Origin of the sequence: Allobosea sp. LC85 (assembly GCF_000735605.1) — a bacterium.
Classification (GTDB): Bacteria; Pseudomonadota; Alphaproteobacteria; order Rhizobiales; family Beijerinckiaceae; genus Allobosea.
The window spans coordinates 43336-64799 of the sequence record NZ_JPKG01000055.1 but is presented as its reverse complement, the minus strand read 5'-3'; the positions used below and the strand labels follow the sequence as shown (position 1 = coordinate 64799).

At 66.5% G+C, this 21464-nt stretch carries 17 protein-coding genes; 5 read left to right on the top strand and 12 right to left on the bottom strand.

The window, feature by feature from the left end; translation table 11 throughout:
• Positions 1–224: 224 nt before the first annotated feature.
• Positions 225–1397, bottom strand: coding sequence for an amidohydrolase (locus tag FG93_RS24540; protein WP_043239709.1), 1173 nt, complete (start codon positions 1395–1397; stop codon positions 225–227).
• Positions 1398–1605: 208 nt separating this feature from the next.
• Here FG93_RS24540 and FG93_RS24535 point away from each other — a divergent pair, with 208 nt between their 5' ends.
• Together FG93_RS24535 and FG93_RS24530 are read left to right on the top strand one after the other, a co-directional pair.
• Positions 1606–3312, top strand: coding sequence for a lysine--tRNA ligase (locus FG93_RS24535; protein ID WP_043239707.1), 1707 nt, complete (start codon positions 1606–1608; stop codon positions 3310–3312).
• Positions 3309–3998 (top strand): nitroreductase, encoded by a 690-nt coding sequence (locus FG93_RS24530; protein WP_043239705.1) that lies wholly within the window; start codon positions 3309–3311, stop codon positions 3996–3998. Before FG93_RS24535 ends, FG93_RS24530 begins: the two co-directional genes overlap by 4 nt.
• 8 nt (positions 3999–4006) lie before the next feature.
• On the opposite strand, the gene FG93_RS24525 is transcribed toward FG93_RS24530, so the two are convergent.
• The 6 genes from FG93_RS24525 to FG93_RS24500 form a co-directional block, all read right to left on the bottom strand.
• Positions 4007–5059, bottom strand: coding sequence for a DUF808 domain-containing protein (locus tag FG93_RS24525; RefSeq protein ID WP_043239747.1), 1053 nt, complete (start codon positions 5057–5059; stop codon positions 4007–4009).
• Positions 5060–5140: 81 nt separating this feature from the next.
• Positions 5141–6295, bottom strand: a complete 1155-nt coding sequence (locus FG93_RS24520) for an acyl-CoA dehydrogenase family protein (protein WP_043239703.1) — start codon at positions 6293–6295, stop codon at positions 5141–5143.
• 148 nt (positions 6296–6443) lie between these two features.
• Entirely contained in the window at positions 6444–7643 is a 1200-nt protein-coding gene (locus FG93_RS24515; RefSeq protein WP_043239701.1) for an acyl-CoA dehydrogenase family protein, read from the bottom strand.
• Between the two features lie 5 nt (positions 7644–7648).
• A complete protein-coding gene (locus FG93_RS24510) occupies positions 7649–8836 on the bottom strand; it encodes an acetyl-CoA C-acyltransferase (protein WP_043239700.1) in 1188 nt (395 codons plus the stop codon).
• A gap of 15 nt (positions 8837–8851) precedes the next feature.
• Entirely contained in the window at positions 8852–10537 is a 1686-nt protein-coding gene (locus FG93_RS24505; protein WP_052514154.1) for an AMP-binding protein, read from the bottom strand.
• On the bottom strand, positions 10534–12615 hold the full coding sequence (locus FG93_RS24500; protein WP_043239698.1) for a 3-hydroxyacyl-CoA dehydrogenase NAD-binding domain-containing protein: 2082 nt from the start codon (positions 12613–12615) through the stop codon (positions 10534–10536). The genes FG93_RS24505 and FG93_RS24500 overlap by 4 nt, the downstream gene beginning before the upstream one ends.
• 303 nt (positions 12616–12918) lie before the next feature.
• Between FG93_RS24500 and FG93_RS24495 the strand changes: the two genes are divergently transcribed.
• Genes FG93_RS24495 through FG93_RS24485 form a run of 3 tightly spaced genes read left to right on the top strand, consistent with a single transcriptional unit; the run spans position 12919 to position 15681 of the window.
• Positions 12919–13665, top strand: coding sequence for an enoyl-CoA hydratase-related protein (locus tag FG93_RS24495; RefSeq protein ID WP_043239696.1), 747 nt, complete (start codon positions 12919–12921; stop codon positions 13663–13665).
• Between the two features lie 4 nt (positions 13666–13669).
• Complete coding sequence (locus FG93_RS24490) at positions 13670–14482, top strand: IclR family transcriptional regulator (RefSeq protein ID WP_043239695.1); 813 nt, start codon at positions 13670–13672, stop codon at positions 14480–14482.
• A complete protein-coding gene (locus tag FG93_RS24485; RefSeq protein WP_043239692.1) occupies positions 14479–15681 on the top strand; it encodes a CaiB/BaiF CoA-transferase family protein in 1203 nt (400 codons plus the stop codon). Before FG93_RS24490 ends, FG93_RS24485 begins: the two co-directional genes overlap by 4 nt.
• A 14-nt stretch (positions 15682–15695) precedes the next feature.
• Here FG93_RS24485 and FG93_RS24480 read toward each other — a convergent pair whose 3' ends face one another.
• From FG93_RS24480 to FG93_RS24460, 5 genes are all read right to left on the bottom strand, one after another.
• Positions 15696–17198: a tripartite tricarboxylate transporter permease gene (locus tag FG93_RS24480; RefSeq protein WP_043239690.1), complete on the bottom strand. Its 1503-nt coding sequence runs from the start codon at positions 17196–17198 to the stop codon at positions 15696–15698.
• A 4-nt stretch (positions 17199–17202) separates the two neighbouring features.
• Positions 17203–17697: a tripartite tricarboxylate transporter TctB family protein gene (locus tag FG93_RS24475; protein ID WP_043239688.1), complete on the bottom strand. Its 495-nt coding sequence runs from the start codon at positions 17695–17697 to the stop codon at positions 17203–17205.
• A gap of 83 nt (positions 17698–17780) precedes the next feature.
• Complete coding sequence (locus FG93_RS24470) at positions 17781–18776, bottom strand: tripartite tricarboxylate transporter substrate binding protein (protein WP_043239686.1); 996 nt, start codon at positions 18774–18776, stop codon at positions 17781–17783.
• A 128-nt stretch (positions 18777–18904) separates the two neighbouring features.
• Entirely contained in the window at positions 18905–20332 is a 1428-nt protein-coding gene (locus FG93_RS24465) for a trypsin-like peptidase domain-containing protein (protein ID WP_152579606.1), read from the bottom strand.
• A gap of 64 nt (positions 20333–20396) precedes the next feature.
• The gene (locus FG93_RS24460; protein WP_043239744.1) at positions 20397–21428 is read right to left on the bottom strand and encodes an LLM class flavin-dependent oxidoreductase; all 1032 of its coding nucleotides are present in this window, start codon (positions 21426–21428) and stop codon (positions 20397–20399) included.
• Between the last annotated feature and the right edge of the window lie 36 nt (positions 21429–21464).

The window sequence follows — 21464 nt, the reverse complement described above, 5'->3', positions numbered from 1 at the left end:
TTGAGCGGATCTACTGCAGACGCGCGCGCCCACGCGCACGAGCTACGCCGCGGTCTACACCGCAGCCGTCCGGCTTCCGGGGTCGAGCGCTGGCGCCGCGCGCCGCGCCCCCCCGTCCCCCCACTCCCCCCGCGCCACCTCCCCCCCCCCCTTTCACTCACACGGCGCAGAGAACGCAAGGGGGGGGGCGGGGGGCGCCCCCCGGGCCCCCCCCCCGCCGCATTTCATCGCGCCGGGCTCGTATTGGAGAGCTCGCCCTCGAGCGCCAAGCGAGCTGCGCTTGCCATCCAGCCGGCCGTCGCAGGCAGGATATCATCGTTGAAGTTGTAGCGCTCGTTGTGGAGCTCGCCACCGTCGGTGACCGGACCATTGCCGATCCAGACATAGGCGCCCGGCCTGTCCGCCAGGAAATGGCAGAAATCCTCGCTCGCGGTGCTCGGCGGCACGTCGCGCCGGACCGTCAGGCCAGCCTGCTTCGCCGCCGCGACCGAGATCTCCTCCTCCAGTTCGGTATTCGCCGTGGCGCGGCCGCCGGTGATGATCTCGATCTCGGCCCGCATCTCGAAGGCCTCGGCCGTGCTGTTGGCAATGCGCTTGAGGCTCCCGATCACGCGATCACGCACAGCGGTCCGGTAGGTCCGGAAGGTGCCGTCGATGGTGACGCTGGACGGAATCTGGTTCGGCGCCTGGCCGCCATGCACCATGCCGACCGAGACGACCGCGCTGTCGAGCGGGTCGACATTGCGGGCGACGATCGTCTGCAGGGCTACGATCAGATGGCTCATCGCAACGATCGGATCACGCGTCAGGTCGGGCTTGGCGGCATGGCCGGCCGTGCCGTGCAGGGTGATCCGGAACCGGCCGGGTTCGGCCATGACCGGTCCGTGATGAACCGCCACGGTGCCGGCTTCGAGTCCGGGCCAGTTATGGAAGCCGAAGACGCGCTCCATCGGGAAGCGCTCGAACAGCCCGTCGGCGATCATCGCGCGGGCGCCGGCGCCATTCTCCTCCGAAGGCTGGAACAGCAGATGGACCGTGCCGCTCCAGCTTTCGTCGCGCGCCAGCAGGGCGGCTGCTCCGAGCAGGGAGGTCGTGTGGCCATCATGACCGCAGGCGTGCATCACGCCCTTGTTCGTGGAGGCGTAGGGCAGGTCATTCGCCTCGAGGATCGGCAAGGCGTCCATATCGGCGCGCAATCCGACGCTGCGGTCCGAATTGCCGCGCTTCAGCGTCGCGACGACGCCGTGGCCGCCAATGCCGGCGGTGAAGGGAATGCCGAGTTCGGTCAGCTTCTCCTGAACGAAGGCGGCGGTCGCGCTCTCCTTCAGCGAGAGTTCGGGGTGCGCGTGGAGATGTCGGCGCCACGTCTTGAGCGTTTCGAGGAGAGCGTGATCCATGAGGTATCCGGTACAGAGCCAATCGCGGAGCGGAGCCTATACGCATGCGCCGCAAGAGCAATTCAGCCGGACGCGACCCGGGCAGGCAATGAATGCGGTGCAGGGCAGGCAGCGACCCGGGGCAGCCCGCGCCGATTGACGCCGCCCGTTCTCATCTGTCAAAGCCGGAGCTTCCGAAAACCCAGAGACAGACGAGGACCCGCCGCAAATGTCCGCTTTCGATCCCACGCTCGTGGATGCCGCCCAGCGTTCGGCCGCCTGGCCGTTCGAGGAAGCACGCAAGCTCGTGGCCCGGATCGAGAAATCGGGCAAGAAAGAGGTGCTCTTCGAGACCGGGTACGGCCCCTCGGGCCTGCCGCATATCGGCACCTTCGGCGAGGTCGCGCGCACCTCGATGGTGCGCCACGCCTTCCGTGTCCTGACCGACGACACGGTGCCGACGCGGCTGATCGCCTTCTCCGACGATCTCGACGGCCTGCGCAAGGTGCCGGACAACGTCCCGAACAAGGACCTGCTGGCGAAGCATCTCGGACGGCCGCTGACCGAGGTCCCCGACCCTTTCGGCACGCATGACTCGTTCGGCCGGCACAACAATGCCCGCCTTCGCGCCTTCCTCGACCAGTTCGGCTTCGACTACGAGTTCAAGTCCTCGACCGACAGCTACCGGGCGGGCGAGTTCGACGCGACCCTGCTCAAGCTGCTGGCGCGCTACGACGCGGTGATGAAGATCATGCTGCCGACGCTCCGCGAGGAGCGCGCCGCGACCTATTCGCCGTTCCTGCCGATCCATCCCCGGACCCGCATCGTCATGCAGGTGCCAATCGAGGCGCGCGATGTCGAGAAGGGGACCATCACCTGGACCGACCCTGACAGCGGCGAGCGCTTCGAGACCCCGGTCACCGGCGGCCATGCCAAGCTGCAGTGGAAGCCGGATTGGGCGATGCGCTGGGTCGCGCTCGGCATCGACTACGAGATGGCGGGCAAGGACCTGATCGATTCGGTCAAGGTCTCGTCGGCCATCGCACGCGCGCTCGATGCCACGCCGCCGGAGGGCTTCAACTACGAGCTCTTCCTCGATGAGCAGGGCCAGAAGATCTCGAAGTCGAAGGGCAACGGCCTGACCATCGAGCAATGGCTCTCCTATGGCTCGCAGGAGAGCCTGGCGCTGTTCATGTACTCGCGCCCGCGCGAGGCCAAGAAGCTGCATTTCGACGTCATCCCGCGCGCGGCTGACGAATATCTGCAGTTCCTCGGCGGCTATGAACGGCAGGACTGGAAGAACCGGCTCGGCAATCCCGTCTGGCACATCCATAACGGCAACCCGCCGGCACCGGAGGTGATCGCCTCGGGCGAAGGCGAGAACGCAGCCAAGACGCAGGTCACCTTCGGCCTGCTGATGAACCTCGTCGCCGTCGCCAATGCCGAGGACAAGGATGTGCTCTGGGGCTTCCTGCGCCGCTATGCGCCAGGCGCCTCGCCTGCGACCCATCCGCGCCTCGATGCGCTGGTCGGCTACGCGATCCGCTACTTCCAGGATTTCGTGAAGCCAGCCAAGCAATACCGCCCGGCGACGTTGGAGGAGCGGCAGGCCCTGGAGGATCTCTCAGTCAGGCTCGGCGAACTCTCGGCTGCAGGCGTTACCGATGCCGGTACGATCCAGGACGCGGTCTACGATATCGGCCGGCGCGATCCCTACAAGACCGTGCAGAAGGACGGCTCGGCCGGCGTCTCGCTTGCCTGGTTCAACACGCTCTACGAGATCCTGCTCGGTGAGCCCAAGGGCCCGCGCTTCGGCTCCTTCGCCGCGATCTACGGCATCGAGAACACCCGCGCCCTGATCGCCAAGGCGCTCGCCGGCAGCCTGCTCGCCGAGCACGAAGCCTTCCTGAAGGCGCGTGAAGGCGTGCGGGGATGAACAAGCGCACCGCGCTCGCGCCGGACGTGGTCGAACAGGCCATCCGTGGCCGCCGCGCGGTACGTGCCTTTCTGCCGGACCCGGTCGACCCTGCCCTGGTGCGGCACCTGCTCGAGCTCGCCGCCCAGGCGCCGAGCGGCACCAATATGCAGCCCTGGAAGGCGCGCGTACTCGGCCCGAAAAGCCGGGCACGGCTGGAAGCCGGGTTGCTTGCGGCACTCGACGATCCGGATTTCAAGCCGGCAGAGGAATATCGCTACTATCCGCAGACCTTCACCGAGCCCTATCAGTCGCGCCGTCGCAAGGTCGGCTGGGACCTTTACGGCCTGCTCGGCGTCACCAGGGGTGACCATGAGGGCATGAAGCGGCAGACGGCCTATAATTTGCGCTTCTTCGGCGCGCCGGTCGCGCTGATGGTGACGATCGATCGCGACCTCGAGATCGGCTCCTGGCTCGATCTCGGCATGTTCATCCAGAATTTGCTGGTCGCTGCCCAGGCGCATGGCCTCGATACCTGCCCACAGGCGATTTTTGCCCGCTTTCATCCGGTCGTGCGCGATTCTCTGGCGATCCCCGAGAGCGAGGTCGTCGTCTGCGGCATCGCCATCGGCCACGCCGACGCACCTGCGAACCGTCTCATCCCGGAGCGCGAGCCGGTCGAGAACTTCACCACCTGGCTCGACTGAGGCAGGGGCTACACCGCCTTTGGCGCGCTCTTACGGAACAGCTTCAACACTGGCTCCGCGGCGACATGCACGCCGACGATGGTTGCCAGTCCCGCGGCCAACCCGACCACCGCTGACAGCGCCGCCGTCACCAGCCATTCGACGACCGCACCCAGGCCGGGAACGGACCGGGCCGATGCCACGGCAGCATCGTGAATGAGATGACCCACCGCGCTGAAGCCATAGCCCTCGAAACCGTGGATCAGGATGCCGCCGCCGACCCAGAGCATGGCGACGGTCCCGACCGCGCTGAGGATCGAGAGCAGCACCGGCATGCTCACCACGAGCCCCCGCCCGAATCCCCTGGACAGGGGCCGCAGCAGGCGATCGGCGATGTTGGGCACGGCTAATGCGGACAGCTTGCCACGCCCAAAGTGAAACAGGCTGGAGACGGGGTGATCGTTGCGTGCCAGCGCGACGCCGGCGTCATCCGCCTTCACGATCAGCGCGACGAGACCGTAGACGAAGGCGGTCATCCCGATGCCAACGACGGCCAGCACCAGCGCCTGGGTCCAGAACGAGGATTCAGACACGCTCGCGAGCGTGATCGCCATGATCTCCGCCGAGAGGATGAAGTCGGTCTTCACCGCCCCGCCGATTTTCTGGTTCTCGAGCTGTGTGGCGTCGATCCCCGCCAAAGCGCTCTCGCCCTCGACCGTGCCATGGGGCCGGACCAGTTCCACGACCTTCTCGGCTCCCTCGAAGCAGAGATAGAGGCTACCCAGCATCAGCAGCGGCGTGATCGCCCAGGGTGCGAACAGCGCCAGCAGAAGCGCCGCCGGCAGCAGGAATACCAGCTTGTTCCGCAACGAGCCCAGGGCGATCCGCCCGATGATCGGCAATTCCCGATCCGCGCTGAACCCGACGGCGTAGCGCGGCGTCACTGCCGTATCGTCGATGACGATGCCGGCAGCCTTGGCGCTCGCCTTGGCCGCCTGGCTCGTGGCATCATCGAGAGACGCAGCGGCGACCTTCGCAAGCGCCGCAATATCGTCGAGCAGAGCGACAAGGCCTGAACTCAAGATCTCACCTCCGGGAAGCGCGCTGGTCAACGCAAGTCAACGCCGAAGATGACAAGGAACGCCCTCGTCCGGCAAGTCGCCTCAGGAGGCAGCGACCAGCCCGCCGGCCTGCCCGACACGCCGCAGATGATGGGGGATATCGCCGAACAGGCTCTCGATCATGGTCAGGCGCTTGAAATAATGCGCGCCGAGATATTCCATCGTCATGCCGATGCCGCCATGGAGCTGCACCGCCTCCTGCCCGACCAGCCGGCAGGACCGGTTGATCTGGACCTTCACGGCCGACAACGCTGCCGTCCGCTCCGCCGCATCCGGATGGCCGACCATCATCGCGGCATAGAGCGCCATCGAGCGGGCCTGTTCGAGCGCCATTAGCATGTCGACAGCGCGATGCTGCAGCACCTGGAATTGCCCGATCGCGACGCCGAACTGCTGGCGCGTCTTGAGATAATCGACGGTCAGGCCGTGCAGCGCATCCATGATGCCGACAGCTTCGGCGGCGAGCGCAGCGATGGCATGGTCCGCAACCCGTTCAAGGATCGGCAGCCCTGCGCCGAGTGGCCCCAGCAGAGCCTCCTCGCAGAGCACGACGCCGGACAAGGCGATCTCCGCCGCCCGTCCGCCATCCTGCGTCGGGTAGCCGCGAGTGCTCACGCCCGGCGCCGCCGCATCGACCAGGAAGAGGCTGATGCCGTTCCGGTCGCGCCGCCCGCCATTCGTCCTGGCGCTCACCACGATCTGGTGCGCGCTGTCGCCATTGATCACGACGCTCTTGGCGCCATCGAGCACGAACCCAGTCTCCGTTCGCCGCGCGCTCGTCGCCACGTCGTGCAGATCGTAGCGTGATTGCGTCTCGGTGAAGGCCAGCGCCAGACGCAGGGAGCCGTCGACGATGCCAGGAATGATCCGCGCCTTCTGTTCAACCGAGCCTCCGAACCGGACAGCGCTGCCACCCAGCACGATGCTCGCAAGATAAGGCTCCGGCGCCAGTCCCTTGCCCAGCGCCTCCATCACCACCATGGTCTCGACCGGACCGCCGCCGAAACCACCCTCTTCCTCGGAGAACGGGATGCCGGTGAGGCCCAGCTCCGCGAACATTGCCCAGCCCTTCTCGGAGAAACCGAGCGGCTCCTTCGCCAAGGCCTGCCGTGCTTCGAGCGAACCGTAGGCCGCGCCGATCAGCCGCTCGACACTGTCTTTGAGCTGGGCTTGTTCGGAAGAGAGGTCGAAATCCATCGGGTTTCATCCAGCCTGGCGGGGCGTTTGCCACCGCGTCATGCTCGCCCTTGTGGCGAGCGCCTGCGTCCTGCGACGCGCATGAAGGGAAGACGGGGATGGCCGGGACAGGCCCGGCCATGACGAGGCAGATCGCCAAGCCTCATCGTCAAAGTCCCAGCACCGCCTTGGCGATGATGTTCTTCTGGATTTCGTTCGAGCCGCCATAGATCGAGACCTTGCGGTTGTTGAAATAGCTCGCCGCAGCGGCATCGGCCCAGTCATGCTCGAAGGGCCAGTCATTGGTGAGGTCGCCCGTCCGCAGCGGCGCGGCCAGCGCGAAGGGCCCAGCCACCTCCAGCAGCAGTTCGGTCGTCGCCTGCTGCAATTGCGAGCCCTTGATCTTGAGGATCGAAGAGGCAGGATCGGGCTTGTTGAAATCGCGCCTGCCCTGTGCTGCGACCACCCGCATCTGTGTGATTTCCAGCGCCTTCAGTTCGATCTCGACGAGCGCGAACCGCTCGCGGAAATCGGCGGCATCCCACAGCATCCCGTCGCCGGCCGGCATCTCCTTCGCCAACCGCTTGATCCGGGCGAGGCGCTCCTTGGAAAGCCCGATCCGGGCGATGCCGACCCGCTCGTTGGCAAGCAGGAACTTGGCATAGTCCCAGCCTCGGTTCTCCTCGCCGACACAGTTTTCGACGGGAACGCGGACATCGTCGAAGAAGATCTCGTTGACCTCGTGCCGGCCCTCGAGCGTGATGATCGGGCGCACTGTGATGCCGGGCGTCTTCATGTCGATCAGGATGAAGGAGATGCCAGCCTGCTTCTTCGCCGCAGGGTCCGTGCGCACGAGGCAGAAGATCCAGTCGGCGTGCTGCCCCAGCGTGGTCCAGGTCTTCTGGCCGTTGACGATGTAATGATCGCCATCGCGCACCGCCCGTGTCTTGAGCGAGGCGAGATCCGAACCCGCGCCGGGCTCGGAAAAGCCCTGGCACCACCATTCGTCGAGATTGGCGATGCGCGCGAGATGCTTCTCCTTCTGGCTCTGGGAGCCGAAGGCCGCGATCACCGGCCCGACCATGTAGCAGTTGAACTGCTGCGGCAGCGGCACGGCGGCGAGCAGCATCTCCTCGGTGAAGATATAGCGCTGGATCGGGCTCCAATCCTGCCCGCCCCATTCCCTGGGCCAATGCGGCACGGCCCAGCCGCGCGCGTTCATGATCCGCTGTGAGGTGACATAGTCCTCCCGCGCCAGCCCGAGCCCCTCGGAGACCTTCCTGCGGATCGAAGCCGGGATCTCCGTGCGGAAGAACTGTCTCACCTCGTCGCGGAAGGCGATTTCCTCGGGCGTGAAGCGCAGGTCCATGATGGCTAGCCCTGGTTGATCTCGAACAGCCCCGCGCAACCCATGCCGCCGGCGACGCACATGGTGACGACGGCATAGCGCGCCTTGCGGCGGCGCCCTTCCAGCAATGCATGGCCAACCAGCCGCGCCCCGCTCATCCCGAAGGGATGGCCGACCGAGATCGCGCCGCCATTGACGTTGACCTTCTCGGGATCGATGCCGAGCGTATCGCGGCAGTAGATCGACTGGGAGGCGAAGGCCTCGTTGAGCTCCCAGAGATCGATATCCGAGACCTTCAGGCCATTGCGCTCCAGGAGCCGCGGCACCGCGAAGACCGGGCCGATGCCCATCTCGTCCGGCTCGCAGCCAGCCGATGCGAAGCCGCGGAAGATGCCGAGCGGCGACAGACCGCGCCGTGCGGCCTCCTTCGCCGACATCACGACGCTCGCAGCCGCACCGTCGGATAGCTGGCTGGCATTGCCGGCGGTGATGAACTTGTCTTCGCCGCGCACCGGCTTCAGCTTCGCGAGCCCCTCCAGCGTAGTGTCCGGCCGGTTGCCCTCGTCCTTGGCGAGCGTGACCTGCTCGTTCCGCGTCTCGCCGCTCGCCTTGTCGGTGACCGACATCATTGCGCTCATCGGCACGATCTCGTCGTCGAACAGCCGGCGCTGCTGGGCCGCTGCGGTGCGGCGCTGGCTTTCCAGCGAGAACACGTCCTGCGCCTCGCGCGAGATGCCGTAGCGCTCGGCGACATTGTCCGCGGTCTCGATCATCGTCGTGTAGATCTCGGGCTTGTGCTTCATCAGCCAGTCGTTCTGGGTGAGGTCGCGCCGCACCACCGGCTGCACGAGGCTGATCGACTCGACGCCCCCGCCGATCGCGACCGGCACGCCGTCCATGACGATGCGCCGGGCCGCATGCGCGATCGCCTCGAGGCCCGAAGCGCAGAAGCGGCTGACCGTGACACCGGCGGAAGCGACCGGGATGCCGGCGACGAGCGCGGCATGACGGGCGACATTGCCGCCGGTCGCAGCCTCCGGATAGCCGCAGCCGAGCACGATCTCCTCGATCGCCGTCGGCTCTACCCCCGCCTTCTCATAGGCTGCCTTGATGGCATGCGCGGCAAGATCGGCGCCGCGGGTCTGGTTGAAGGCACCGCGATAGGCCTTGCCGATCGGCGTGCGGGCGGTGGAGACGATGACGGCTTCGGTCATGGATTTTCTCAGGTCCTATGCAGCGGAATCGGGTGAAGCGGGTCTGCCCCGCTTCTCTTGTTCTTCGGCAATCAACACCTTCGCCAGCAGCTTCCCGGCAGCGCTGCGGGGCAGGCTGTCGCGAAATTCCAGCGCGCGCGGCATCTCGTGGCGGCCGAGGCGATCCTTCAGGAAGAGCAGCAATTCGTCGAGCGCGAAGGCGGGCATACCCGCCTTGAGCACGACGAAGGCCTTTGCCGCCTGGCCGCGATAATCGTCGTCGATGCCGATCACGAGCACTTCCTGCACGGCCGGATGCTCGTAGATCGCATTCTCGATCGCCACTGGATAGACGTTGAAGCCGCTCGAAATGATCATGTTCTTGCGCCGGTCGACGATCTGGAACAGCCCGTCTGCATCCATCCGGCCGAGATCCCCGGTCAGGAACCAGCCCTCGTGGAAGGCATCGCGCGTCGCCTCCGCATCCTTCCAGTAACCCTTGAAGACAGTGGGACCGCGAATGGCGATCTCGCCGATCTCGTCAGCCGGACAATCGGCACGCCCGGCATCGAGCGAGACGATCTTCATCTCGAGGCCTGGCAAAGGCACGCCGATCACTCCCGGTCGAGGCTTCGCCTGCTTCGGCAGGCGCGAGCCGGCGGGTGCGGTCTCGGTCATGCCCCAGCCATTGTTCAGCCTGACACCCAATATGCCTTCGAGCCGGGTCTGGACCTCGAAGGGCAGCGGCGCCCCACCCGAGACGCAGGAGCGCAGCGACGAAAAATCGACCGTCTCGACGCCCTTGCGGTTGAGCAGGGCAAACCACATCGTCGGCACGCCGGAGAACATCGTCGCCCGGCGGAACGCGATATCCTCGATCAGGGTTTCGACATCGAAGCGCTGGCGCAGCAGGATGCGATTGCCGTCTCGCAAATGGCGCAGCAGGATCGTGGTCAGCGCGTAGATGTGGAACAGCGGCAGGACCGCGATCGCGGTCTGCGCTCCGGCTTCCAGCGGTTCGCCATCCGTCCAGAGCCGGTAGATATTCACCGCCGAGACGAGATTGCCATGCGTCAGCATCGCCGCCTTTGGCAACCCTGTGGTGCCGCCGGTGAACTGCAGCAGCATCACATCCTCGGGCGAAAGCACCGGCCAGTTCGCCGGGTTTGGCGCCATCATCAGGTCGTCGAGCCAGACGAAATCGCCACCGGGCGGCAGATCCTGCGGCTCGGCCTCCCCCGGTCCACAGCGCGCATCGTCCCCCACCAGCACGCGTTCGATAAAGCCCACCGCATGCAGCGCTTGCACCTGCGGCAGGAAGCCCGGAAGGTTCGTGGTGATCAGGCGGACGGGCTGCGTTGCCTCGAGCTTGTGCTCGAGTTCTCGCAGGGCATCGAGAGCGCTCAGGTGCACGACGGTCGCGCCGCAGCGCGCGACCGCGAAGAAGGCGACCGGATGCCAGGGCGTGTTCGGAAGGAACAGCGCCACCCGGTCGCCCGGCCTGACACCATCGGCGATCAATCCTGCAGCGAGCCGGGTGGCCAGCCGGTCGAGGTCGCCATAGCTCAGCTCGCTCTCGCGGAACGCGATGGCAACCGCCTCCGGGCGCGCCGCGACGGCCGGTGCGAGCAGGTCCGGCACCGTGCCGGTTTCCACCGCCGCGTCCCAGTCGCAGGTCTGCGGAAAGCGCTCCTGCCAGATCGGGCGCGGTGCCCGGCTCACGCCACCCTGGCCTTCAGGTCCGCAAAACCCTTGCGCTCGGCCGTGAGTTTGCGCAGCAGCGGCGCCGGCTCGAGCGTGGCATCGCCGCTTTCCGCAGCGAGCCCTTCCAGCCGCTCGACGATGACATCGAGGCCGACCGAGTCGGCCCAGTGCATCGGCCCACCGCGCCAGGCCGGCCAGTTATAGCCGTTGATCCAGATCGTATCGATATCGCCCGGCCGCGCAGCAATCCCCTCCGCGAGGATCTTCGCGCCCTCATTGACCATCGGGTCGAGCAGGCGCGCCAGGATTTCGTCGGGTTTCATCGCCCGGCGTTCGACGCCCTGCTCCTTGGAAACCTGCGCGATCAGCGCCTCGACCTCCGGGTCGCGCTGCCCGGCGCGGGCACCGTCCGGATAGAGGTAGTAGCCGCGCCCCGTCTTCTGACCAAACCAGCCGCGTTCGCAGATTGCGTCCGCGACCGCTGCGGTCCTGCCGCGCGACTTGCGCGTGCGCCAGCCGATATCGTTGCCGGCGAGATCCGACATCGCGAAGGGCCCCATCTTGAAGCCGAAACCGGTCAACGCCGCATCGACCTCGTGCGGCAGCGCACCGGCGATCAGCAGCCGTTCGGCCGCGCGCGTGCGCTGTTCCAGCATGCGGTTGCCCACGAAGCCGAAGCAGTTCCCGACCACGACCGGTACCTTGCCGAGCCGGCGCCCGAGCGAGATCGCAGTGGCCACCGCATCATCCGCGACGCCCGCCGGCCGCACGATTTCGAGCAGCTTCATGACATTGGCCGGGCTGAAGAAATGTGTCCCGATCACATCCTGCGGCCGCTTCGTCGCCATGGCGATGGTCGCGAGGTCGAGATAGGAGGTGTTCGAGGCCAGGATTGCGCCTTGCTTTGCAATCCCATCGAGCGCGCCGAAGATCTCCTGTTTGACACTCATCTCCTCGAAGGCGGCTTCGATCACGATATCCGCCTCGGCCGCGGCTTCGAGCCCGAGCTTCGGCGTGATCAGCGCCATGCGCTGGTCGCGCGCGGCTTCCGTCAGCGAACCACGCTTGACCGAGAAGCCGTAGGTGTCGCGGATGCGGGCATAGCCCTTGTCGAGCTGCTCCTGCGTCGTCTCGATCACGGTCACCGGAATGCCGGCATTGGCGAAGCACATCGCGATGCCGCCGCCCATCGTGCCGGCGCCGATGACGGCCGCCTGCTTGATCTGGCGCGCCGCCTTGCCCTCGTCGATGCCCGGGACCTTGGCCGCCTCGCGCTCGGCGAAGAAGGCGTAGCGCAGGGCCTTGGAACGGTCATCGGCAACCAGCTTGAGGAACAGCGCGCGCTCGGCAGCAAGCCCTTCGCCGAAGGGCAGGGTGAAGACACCGCGCACCGCCTCGATCAGCGCCAGCGCATTCGGCATGTCGCCGGACCTGGCTGCCGCGTCCCTGGCCAGAACCTCGAACGTCTCGCGGTCGGATTGCGTGAGCATGTCCGCGCGCTCGGCGGTCTTCACTGGCGCACCCTTGGCTGCCAGTTCCTGCGCCAGCGCAATGGCCGCAGCAACGAGGTCGCCCTCGACGATCCGGTCTGCGAGGCCGAACGCGGCCGCCTTCTCCGCAGAGATCGGCTCTCCACCCAGCATCATCGGAAAGGCCTTCGCCGCGCCGATCACGCGTGGCAGGCGTTGCGTGCCGCCGGCACCGGGAATGATGCCGAGCTTGATCTCCGGCAGCCCGAGCTTTGCACCCGGTGCCGCCACGCGGCCATGGCAGGCCAGCGCGAGCTCGAGCCCGCCGCCCAGCGCGACGCCCTGGATGGCAGCCACCACCGGCTTCGCGGAGCCTTCGATGATTGCGAGCACATCGGGCAAGGTCGGCTCGACCGGCGGCCTGCCGAACTCGCTGATATCGGCGCCGGCGATGAAGGCCCGTCCGGCAGCGGCGATCACGATAGCCTCGACCGCGGGGTCGGCAGCCGCGCGCGAAAGCGCATCGACGAGAGCGGCCCGCAGGCTCGCGCTCAGGGCATTTACGGGAGGATTGTCGATGGTCGCGATCGCCACCGAGCCGCGCTGCGAGAGCCGGACGGTCTCCATGGGCATGTTCCTCACGCTTTTAGTCTGCATTGCAGAATTGAGTGCTGCATTTCCTGGACTAGAGAGGCGACTGGCCACAGCTTGTCAAGAATTGAGTGGGGCGCCTCGACAGTGTCATAAAAAGAAAACTGCATTGCAGAATCAACACCCGCAACTTGACCACCGCAGAAGCTGCATGTCATGCCTTGCAGCCATCGACGCTAGGACGGATCGCTCCCGCGAATCCAGTCTTGCCGCGCAGCCTTCCAACAGGCGGAACGCGCTGCTGGGATCGCGTGAAGATGGACAAGGGACAGGCAGGGAATGACCGCGACCGTTCTGACGCAAACCACCGCTCCCGGCGTCCTGCAGATCACCATCAACCGTCCCGATCGACGCAACGCGCTCGACCGCGCCACCTATGGCGGATTGATCGCAGCCATCGCCGCCGGCGAAGCCGATGAGAGCGTCCGCGCGCTGGTGCTCACCGGGGCGGCCGGGTGCTTCACCAGCGGCAACGACATCAAGGATTTCGCCGCGGCCTCCGGCGATGGTGCGCGCATCGCGATCGATTTCCTGACGACGATCTCGACAGCGAAGAAGCCGATCGTCGCCGCCGTCGAAGGCTTTGCCGTCGGCATCGGCACCACCATGCTGTTGCATTGCGACCTCGCCTTTGCCGGGCGCAGCGCCAGCTTCCGCCTGCCCTTCGTCACGCTCGGGCTCTGCCCCGAAGGCGGATCGAGCCATCTCCTGCCGATGATTGCCGGCAGCAAGCGCGCCGCGGAACTGCTGATGCTGGGTGAGGCCTTCCCTCCGGAGGCGGCAGCGGAAGCGGGCCTCGTCAATGCCGTGGTGGCGGAAGGCGAAGCGCTCTCGATCGCGCTCGACAAGGCCCGCGCGCTCGCCGCCCTGCCGCCGCAATCGGTCGCCCTGACAAAGATGCTGCTGAAGCGCGGCAATGCCGCCGTCGTGGCCGAAACGATCGCGCTCGAAGCCAGGCATTTCGGCGAGCGCCTGGTCTCGGCCGAGGCGCAGGCCGCCTTCGCCGCGTTCCTGATGAAACGTTGAGGCTATGGCTGCGGAACTGTCGGACGCCCCCGAACGCGGCGAACTTGCCGGCCCGAAGGAGGACCGGCATTTCGTCACCGCCCTGGCGCGCGGGCTCGATGTGCTCGCCTGCTTCAAGCGCAACGAGGATGCGCTCGCCAACTCGGAAATCGCAGCACGCTGCGGGCTTGCCCGCTCCACCGTTTCGCGGCTGACCTATACGCTGACCAAGCTCGGCTATCTCCATCATGTCCCGCACAGTGGAGCATACCGGCTTGGCACCGCGCTGATCGCGCTCGGCGCCACCGCACTTGCCGGGCTCGATGTCCGCCAGATCGCCCGGCCCGGCATGCAGGAACTCGCCGATTTCGCCAAGGCCTCGGTCGGCCTCGGCGTCCGCGACCGGCTGAGCATGCGCTATATCGAGTGCTGCCGCGGCGAGGTCGCAATCGCGCTCAACATCGATACCGGCTCGCGCATCTCGATGGCGCGCAGCGCCATGGGCCGGGCCTATCTCGCGGCCTGCGACCCGGCCGAGCGCCAGGCCATCCTGGACGACTTCCGCTCTGTCGACGACGCCGCCTGGCCGAGCCTGCGCGAGGGCATTGAACAGGCGCTCGAGGAGTATCGCCTGACAGGCTGCGTCCGCTCCTTCGGCGACTGGCAACCGACGGTGAACGCGATTGCGGTGGCCTTCCGCCCCGGTGGCGGCCTGCCGCCGATGACGATCAACTGCGGCGCGCCGACCGTCATCCTCGATCCCGGCTTCCTGCTCGAGGACGTCCGGCCGCGCCTGATCGCGCTGGCGGCCAGCCTTGAAGGAGTGATGGGTCCGTGACCGCCTCCGACCTTCCGCTCGCCGGCATTCGTGTGCTCGATCTCTCGCGCATCCTCGCCGGCCCCTGGTGCGGCCAGGTCCTGGCCGATCTCGGAGCCGATGTCATCAAGGTCGAGCATCCCCAACGCGGCGACGATACGCGCGACTGGGGCATGCGGCTCGGCGAGCGCAACACCTGCTATTTCAACAGCGTCAACCGCAACAAGCGTTCGATCGGCATCGATCTCGGTCAGCCCGAAGGCCTCGCCATCATCCTCGATCTCGCGCGCAAGAGCGACGTGCTGATCCAGAATTTCAAGACCGGCGGCGCCGACAAGCTCGGCCTTGGCTATGCCGCGCTCAGCGCCGAAAACCCCGGCCTGATCTACTGCTCCATTGCCGGCTACGGCTCCGAGGGACCTGAGGCCGCACGACCCGGCTACGATCTCGTCATCCAGGGCGAGTCCGGCCTCATGGCCATGAACGGCAATGACGACCAGCCCCCGCTGAAGTTCGGTGTGGCGATCGCCGATCTCTTCACCGGCCAATATGCAGCGCAGGCCGTGCTCGCGGCGCTCGTCCAGCGCGGGCGCACCGGCAAGGGCAGGCATGTCGAGATGGCGCTGTTCGATTGCGGCCTCTCGGTCACCTCCTATTACGGCCTGGAGGCCCTGGCGCTCGGCGAGGATCCGCCGCGCTACGGCAACGCCCATCCCTCGATCGTGCCCTATGGCGTCTTCGATGCAGCGGATGGCGCACTCGTCCTCACCGTCGGAAACAACGCTCAGTATGATCGCTTCTGCCGCATGGTGATCGACCGGACCGACCTCGCCGAGAACCCCTGCTACGCCACGAATCTCCAGCGCACCATCCACCGTTCCGAATTGCTGCCACTCATCGAGGCGGAGCTGCGCGCCCGCCCGCGCGCCGAACTGCTCGCGAAACTGGCGGCGAACGGCATTCCCTGCGGCGAGGTGCTCGGCCTCAACCGCGCCTTGCGCTCGGAGCGGGCCGGACGGGCCGGCATGCTGGTGGAGGACAGGGACAATGCCGGCGCACCCGCCGTACTCGCCCCGCCCTACCGCCTCGACGGTGAACGGCTGCCGATCCGCCATATGCCGCCAGCACTGGGCCATGACACGAGGGCGGTACTCGAGGAAGAGCTCGGCCTGCCGGCCGAGCGCCTGGACGCGCTAAAGGCACGTGATGTTATCGCCTGACGCCGCGCCCGGCCTTACGCGGCGACCGCCCGCCTCGTCCGCAGCTTCTCCATCGACCACATGAAGACCGGCCAGAGCAGGGCGGCAATTGTCATCGAGGAAAGCACGATCGAGACCGGCCGGCTGAAGAAGGGCAGGATGCTGCCATCCGACTTGATCAGCGAGGTCACGAAACTCTGCTCGACCATCGTGCCCATGACGATGCCGAGCACCAGGGCCGCAACCGGATAGCCGTTCTTTTCCATCACGAAGCCGATCAGGCCGAAGACCGCGACGCACCAGACCGCAAACAGATTATTGCCTGCCGTGGCGAAAGCGCCGACCGCGCAGAAGATCATGATCACCGGCATCACCGCCGAGCGCGGAGCGCCGACGACGCGGCTCGCGAGCCGGATCATGATGATGCCGAGCGGAATCATGATGATGTTGCCGAGCAGGAAGATGATGTAGAGCGCATACATGCTCGAGGCCTGTTCGGTGAACAGGGTCGGACCGGGGTTGAGCCCCTTCATGTAGAGCACGCCGATGGCGATCGCCGTGATCGTGTCACCGGGAATGCCGAAAAGCAGCGCCGGCACCCAGCCTGAAGCCAGGCTTGCATTGTTGCTGGCGCCAGCCTCGATCAGCCCTTCGGGATGGCCGGTCCCAAATTTCTCCGGGGTCTTGGAAAAGCGCTTCGCCATCGCATAGCTGACCCAGGCAGCCATGTCGGCACCCGCGCCCGGCAGGACGCCGATGATGATGCCGACGATGTTTCCGCGCGCCTGCTGCTTCGGATATTTCCTGGTGAGCTCGATCTGGCCCTTGAGGATGCTGCCGAGACGCCGGTGCTCGAGCTTCGGCGGTTCGCGCTCGCTGAGGGCGCGCATGACCTCCGCCAGCGCGAAGACGCCGACAAGCGCCGGAATCGGCTCGATGCCACCGAGAAGATCCGTCGAGCCGAAGGTGAAGCGCGCGACGCCACCGGGATTGTCGATGCCGATACAGGTGATCAGCAGCCCGAGCAGCATTGCCGCGATCGCCTTGATCGGCGAGGAGCGCGCGACCAGCGTCGCACACATCAGGCCGAGCATCGCGAGCCAGAAATTCTCGTAGGTCGAGAAGGACAGTGCGAACTCGGCCAGGATGGGCGCAAGCACCATCAGCGAGAGCGTGCCGGCGATGCCGCCGAGCGCCGAAAACCACAGGCAGATGCCGAGCGCTGTTTCCGCCTGCCCCTTGCGCGTCATCGCATAGGCTTCGTCGGTATAGGCCGCCGAAGCCGGAGTGCCGGGAATACGCAGCAGGCAGCCCGGAATATCGCCGGAGAAGATCGCCATCGCCGAGGCGGTGATGATCGTCGCAACCGCGGCGATCGGCGAGAGATAGAAGGTCACGGGCACCAGCAGCGCCGTCGCCATTGTGGCGGAAAGGCCGGGCAAGGAACCGACGACCAGCCCGTAGATCGCCGATGCGAAGATCGCGATGAGAACGTCCGGCGCAAAGACGAGCCCGAAGGCCTGGATGATCGTGTTCATCGGCTCACCACGGGAACGGCAGCAGACCGGCAGGCAAGGGCACCCGCAGCAGCTTCAGGAAGATCAGGTTGATGACGAAGGGTGCGATCACTGCGAGCGGGATCGAGAGCTTCGGCTTCGCACCGAAGGCCGTCGACATGATCACGACCATGATCGCCGCCGTCGGCAGGAAGCCGAGCGTCTCGGAGAACAGCGCGTAGAACATCAGCAGGGCGGGCGGCAGCAGGGCGAGCCATGCGCGCCAGGCCGGCGGCTGAACCAGGTCTTCGGGTGCGGAATGGCTGGCAACGTCAGCCTCCGCCACCTCCTCGAAATGGCGCCCGACGCCGAGCACGATCAGCGCGCCGCACAGCGCGAGCCCGGTGCCAACCACCATGGGAAAGGCGGACGGGCCGACCTGCTGCCCGGGAACCGGGGGCAGTTTCGATCCATAGAAGAATGCGCAGGCTCCGAGAAAGGCGATGGCGGAGCCCGACAGGCGATCGGCAAGTGGCGTCACAACGAATTCTCGACGACAAGGAGGATCGGGACAGCGAAAGCCGGAGCCGCCATGCGGCGACCCCGACATCTCGCGCAGGCAGATCAGGCCTTGGCCAGACCGGCCGCCTTCATCGCGGACGCCATGGCCTTGTCTCCTTCCGCCATGAAGCTGGCGAAGCCTGCCGGATCGGCGAACTTCATGCCGAAGCCACGGGCGTTCATGAAGTCCTTGTATTCCTTGGAATCGAAGGCCTTCTTCAGCGCGGCGGCGAGCTTGCCCTGGATATCGGCCGGAAGCCCCTTGGGCGCGCCGATGCCGCGCCAGGCGCCGACCGAGTAGTTGATGCCGAGCGTCTCGTTCAGCGTCGGGACGTCCTTGAACTGGGGATTGCGCTCGGTCGCCATGATGGCAAGCGACCTAGCCTTGCCGGCATCGATCATGGCCCGGGCTTCAGGCACCGAGCAGGTGACGATGTCGATGCCGCCGGCCGCAAGGTCCTGCATGCCGGGGGCAGCACCGTTCGACGGCACCCAGGCAACGTGATCGGGCTTCAGCCCCATCGCGACCAGCCAGCCGACCAACGCCAGATGCCAGATGCCGCCCTGGCCAGTTCCCGAGGCCTTGAGCTTGCCGGGAGGCGCAGCCTTGATGGCCTCGGCAAGGGCCTTGATGTCCTTGTACGGGCTCGAGGCGCTGACCTGGACGCCTGGCGGATCCTCGTTCATCAGGGCCAGCGCGGTGTAGCTTGCCGGCGTGAGATCGGTGAGCCCTTGATGATGCATCATCGAGATCTCGACCGTCAGCATACCGATAGTGTAGCCGTCGGGAGCCGCCGTCGCGATCGCCGAATGACCGACGACACCCGAGCCGCCGGTGCGGTTGACGACATTGCAGGGCTGGCCAAGATCCTTCTCGAGGAGCGAGGCGACGATGCGCGCCGTTGCGTCCGTGCCGCCGCCTGCGCCCCATGGGCAGATCATCGTCAGGGGGCGGCTTGGCCATTGCGCCTGCGCGATCGCCGGCTTGGCGATCAGGCCCGCCGCGCCCGCGGCTGCCGCGCCCTTCAAAAGCTTACGTCTGCTGATGCTGTCGGTCATTCCCACATTCCCTCCGCTTAATCGATTTAGTTCCGGGATGCTTCTCCGCGGATGCGGGGTTCCCTTGTCAGTCCGACGCTATCTGAGCCGATTGTCACGGCGGAAACAACTGCTCTTTGAAGGCCAGTTCACAGTCCGCATGCGACGGGCAATGCGGCCTTTCCGACTTTCTCGACCACCGCTCCGGTGCTGATTTCCGGCCCGGACGGCACGGCCTGAAGCGTCACGCCTGCCTTGCCCAGGAACGACTGCATGGCAGTCCCGGCGGCAATCGCATAGGTACGCTGCGGCGCGACGCCTGCAATCAGCACCTTGTCCGAGGGGTTGGCCGTCACCAGAGCGGCAAGACGGCCCTGGCGATCGAAGACCGGGCTGCCGGCCTGGCCGGGTTGCAATGGCGCGAACACGGTCTCGCCAGCGCCGCCCAGGCGCACAGATAGTCCCGGCAGCGCCATCGCCGTGCGCTGGCCGCCGGAATCGCCGAAGGCCATCAGCACGACACTCTCCTGTGCGCCCAACGCCTCGCCCCTGAGGCCTGGAGGAGCTCCGGCTACGGCGCCATCGACATCCAGCAAGGCAAGGCCGCTCGAATCATCCTTGATGCGCAGCCGCGCCGGCCGACCGGAAACCTTGAGCGATTTGCAGGGGTCGATCACCGCTGCCGCCGTCAGGACGAGCTTGTCCGAGACAGCGAGGCCGACACCGAAGCGCTCCGTCGGCCTTGCCGCGACCGCGACCGAAGGTGCCGCGCCTGGCGTCGCCGCGTTCGCGACAGCAGGACCCGCCGTCGCAGGCGCAGGCCCGGTCGGGAAGGGTTCGAAGCTGCTGGCAATGGCGATGACAAGCTTGTCGATACTCGGTGCCAGGGCCTTGTCGTAGCCGATCGAGAATCCGCGCAGGCCGCCGGGCCCGGACGACAGGCGCCGGTAGAACCGTCCCGACGGCGTCTCGCCGGTGACCACGAAGAAATCCGGCCGCAGCAGCTTGTAGGTGATTTTTCGCCCGGGAACGGCTGCGCTTGTTGCCTTCTCGAACAGCGCCTCGATGGTATCTCCTGACGGTGCCGTGCTCGTGTCGAGCGTTACCCTGCCGTCCTCGCTCTGCCAGCGACCACCGCCGGTCGAGGTCGCATCGCGGCGCGGCAGCAGCTTGGTCGGAATGCCGATGCGTATACCGGTGCGTTCGTCGGTGATGACGCGAAAGCCCGCCGCCTCTCGCGCCGCCCCCGCCGCCTGCGCCAGTGCCCGGCGCTCGACGGGCGTCAGGATGCCGTCCGGAGCCCCGCGCGAACCGGCCTTCAGCGCGTTGATGCCACGAAAGGTCAACGGCCCGAAGGAGCCGCTCACCGCGCCGTTGAAATGCCCCGCCCAGATCAGGTCGTTCTGGATCGCCTTGCGTTCGACCTCGGGCAGGGCATCGAAGGCGACCTGCGCCGCGGCCAGCTGCGGATTCGCCGCAGGTTGCGGCTGGGCTTGCGCGAACACCGGCAAGAACAGCAGCCCGGCAGCGACGAACAGCCCCCTTGTCCCAAGCGAAGACCTCAACCCTGTCGCCATCGCGCGCTCCCCTGCAGTCGGCAGCATTGAAGCGTCATTGCCGGCGCATCCGCAACTGGTCTCGTCAGGCGAGCATTTCGCGGACCAGCGGCATGACCCGGCGTCCATAGAGCTCGACGCAGTGCATGAGCTTGTCATGGCCGAGAGGCCCGGCGCTGTATTTCATCTGGAAGCGCGCCACATCGAGCGCCTTGACCGTCGCAGCGATCTTGCGCGCGACCGTCTCCGGCGACCCGACATAGAGCGAGCCGAAGTTGATCTCCTGATCGAACTCGGCGCGGTTCATCGGCGGCCAGCCGCGTTCGCCGCCGATCCGGTCTCGCATCCGCTTGTAGTCCGTGAAGAACTCCTCGCGCGCCTGCTCATCCGTTTCGGCCACATAGCCCGGCGAATGCACCCCGACCGGCGGCACGGGTTTCTCCAGCTGTGCAAAGGCACGATGGTAGAGATCGACATAGGGCCGGAACCGTTTCGGATCGCCGCCAATGATCGCGAGCATCAGCGGCAGGCCGTAGCGGGCCGCGCGAACGACTGATTCAGGGCTCCCGCCAACCCCGATCCAGGTCTTCAGCACCCCGGTTTCCAGCGTGGGAAAGACGCTCTGGTTCTTGAGCGGCGGCCGCGTCGTGCCGGACCAGGTCACCGTATCCCGGCTGATCAGCGCCGCGAAGAGATCGAGCTTCTCCTCGAACAGGGTTTCGTAGTCGCGCAGCTCATACCCGAACAGCGGGAAGGACTCGGTGAAGGAGCCACGGCCGAGAATGACCTCCGCCCGTCCACCTGACGCCGCGTTGAGCGTCGAGAAGCGCTGGAACACCCGGATCGGATCGTCCGAGCTCAGCACCGTGACGGCGGAGCCGAGGCGGATCCGCTCTGTCCGTCCGGCAATCGCCGCAAGCACGACCTCCGGTGAGGAAATGGCGAAATCGGCGCGATGATGCTCGCCCACGCCGAAGAAATCGACCCCGACATGATCGGCCAGCACGGCCTCGTCGATCAGGTTGCGAATGACCTCTGCATGCGGCAGCGGCTGGCCACCCGGCCCGGCAGTGACATCGCCAAACGTGTCCAGGCCCAGTTCGAGAGGCTGTGTCATGCACATGTCCGTTCAGGCTTGCTACGGTCGAGGGAG